Source organism: Streptomyces botrytidirepellens, from assembly GCF_003721215.1.
Lineage (GTDB): Bacteria > Actinomycetota > Actinomycetes > Streptomycetales > Streptomycetaceae > Streptomyces > Streptomyces himastatinicus.
Genome location: NZ_RIBZ01000498.1, coordinates 1 through 2087, shown reverse-complemented (window position 1 = coordinate 2087; position 2087 = coordinate 1). Strand labels below are relative to the sequence as shown.

General features: G+C 72.0%; 2 protein-coding genes and 1 pseudogene. 1 reads left to right on the top strand and 2 read right to left on the bottom strand.

All coding sequences use genetic code 11. From position 1 onward, the window contains the following. Positions 1-46: 46 nt before the first annotated feature. Together dapC and fdxA are read right to left on the bottom strand one after the other, a co-directional pair. Positions 47-1144, bottom strand: coding sequence for a succinyldiaminopimelate transaminase (gene dapC, locus EEJ42_RS31970; protein WP_123105389.1), 1098 nt, complete (start codon positions 1142-1144; stop codon positions 47-49). Positions 1145-1310: 166 nt separating this feature from the next. Next, the gene (gene fdxA / locus EEJ42_RS31965; protein ID WP_014054705.1) at positions 1311-1637 is read right to left on the bottom strand and encodes a ferredoxin; all 327 of its coding nucleotides are present in this window, start codon (positions 1635-1637) and stop codon (positions 1311-1313) included. 112 nt (positions 1638-1749) lie between these two features. Here fdxA and EEJ42_RS31960 point away from each other — a divergent pair. Then, a pseudogene (locus EEJ42_RS31960) lies at positions 1750-2087 on the top strand (GNAT family N-acetyltransferase); the annotation flags it as partial.

Here is a 2087-nt window from a genome sequence, read left to right as displayed (position 1 = left end):
CCCCGGCGGGGCAGGGGGCGCGCCGTGCGTTCGTCTCGTCAGGCGGTCAGGCGGTCAGGCGGCGGACCGCCGCCGCCACGCGCTCGTCCGTCGCGGTGAACGCGACGCGGACGTGTGCCCCGCCCGCCGCGCCGTAGAACTCGCCGGGCGCCACCAGGATGCCCAGCCCGGCCAGCGCGCCCACGGTGTCCCAGCACGGCTCGTCGCGGGTCGCCCACAGGTACAGCGACGCCTCGCTGTACTCGACACGGAAGCCGTACCCCTCCAGCGCGCCGCGCAGCGCCGCCCGCCGCGCCTCGTAGCGCTCGCGCTGCTCCGCGACGTGCTTGTCGTCGCCGAGCGCGGCGACCGTCGCGGCCTGCACCGGCGCGGGCACGATCATCCCGCCGTGCTTGCGGATCTTCAGCAGTTCGCCGAGCACGCTCTCGTCACCGGCGAGGAACGCCGCCCGGTAGCCCGCCAGGTTGGACCGCTTGGACAGCGAGTGGACCGCGACCAGCCCGTCGAAGCTCCCGCCGGAGATCTCCGGGTGCAGGACGGACATCGGGTCCGCCTCCCAGCCCAGCTCCAGGTAGCACTCGTCGCTGACCAGCAGCACCCCGTGCGCCCGCGCCCACGCGACCGCGGCCCGCAGCTCGTCCTTGGACAGCACCCGGCCGGTGGGGTTGGACGGCGAGTTCAGCCACAGCAGCTTCAGCCCCGCCGGGTCCAGCTCCGTCGGCTCGTCGTACGGCACCGGCTCGGCGCCCGCGAGCCGCGCGCCCACCTCGTACGTCGGGTAGGCGAGCCGCGGGAAGGCGACCTTGTCGCCGGGGCCGAGGCCGAGCTGTGCGGGCAGCGAGGCCACCAGTTCCTTCGAGCCGACCACCGGCAGCACCTGGGTGTGGGTGACCCCCTCCGCGCCCAGCCGCCGCTCGACCCAGCCGGTCAGCGCGTCCCGCAGCGCGGGGGTGCCCCAGACGGTCGGATAGCCGGGGCTGTCCGCGGCGTCGGCCAGCGCGGTGCGGATCAGCTCGGGGACCGGGTCGACGGGGGTGCCCACCGAGAGGTCGACGATGCCGTCCGGATGGGCGGCGGCGGTCGCCTTGTACGGTTCGAGCCGGTCCCAGGGGAAGACCGGGAGGCGGGCGGAGACGGGTGGCACGGGGGCTCGCTTTCTTTCTCTTTTGAACAGCCCGGGTTCAAGCCCGGGAACAGCCCGGGGCCGGGGCCCCGGGAATCCCGGTGGGATGCCCGGGAAACAGCCCGGTCCCGCAGGCCACATGCCATACGGGACCGAAGGCCGCGCCGGGTCTACTTCCCGGGCAGGGTCACTCGTCGTGCTCCTGCGGCGGAAGCGCGGCGATGAACGGGTGGTCGCGCTCGATCAGGCCGAGCTTGCTCGCACCGCCGGGCGAACCGAGCTCGTCGAAGAACTCGACGTTCGCCTTGTAGTAGTCCTTCCACTCTTCCGGAGTGTCGTCCTCGTAGAAGATCGCCTCGACCGGGCAGACCGGCTCACAAGCCCCGCAGTCGACGCATTCGTCCGGGTGGATGTACAAGGACCGCTGGCCCTCGTAGATACAGTCGACGGGGCACTCCTCGATGCACGCCTTGTCCTTCAGGTCGACACAAGGCTGCGCGATGACGTAGGTCACGCTGTCGTTCCTCCTCTTAGGGCTGTATCGCGCGGGAGCGCGGCGTCGTCGATGCCCGCACCTAGTATCTCCGTTCCTGGGCACCAGACGCACATGAGGGGTTGGCAGAGCAGTGGATTTCACCACCGGCGGACGACTCGAAGTCCGAATCACCCCCGATGACGTGCACAAACGAGTATCGGTGAGGCTGCTTACGGGCGACCGGAGCGGCTCGGATAAGTTCACGGACGTGGTCGGGGTTCTCACATCGTGGACCGGAGGTGTGCTGCACATCACCCGACGCACCGGCGAGTCCGTCCGGATCGAGGAGTCGTCGCTGGTCGCGGGCAAGGTGGTGCCCGCCGCACCGGCCCGCCGCCGGGGCCCCGCGGCGAACGCGCGCGAGCTGGACCGGGTCGCCGCCCGCGCCTGGCCGCCCACCGAGCGCGAGCCGCTGGGCGAGTGGGAGCT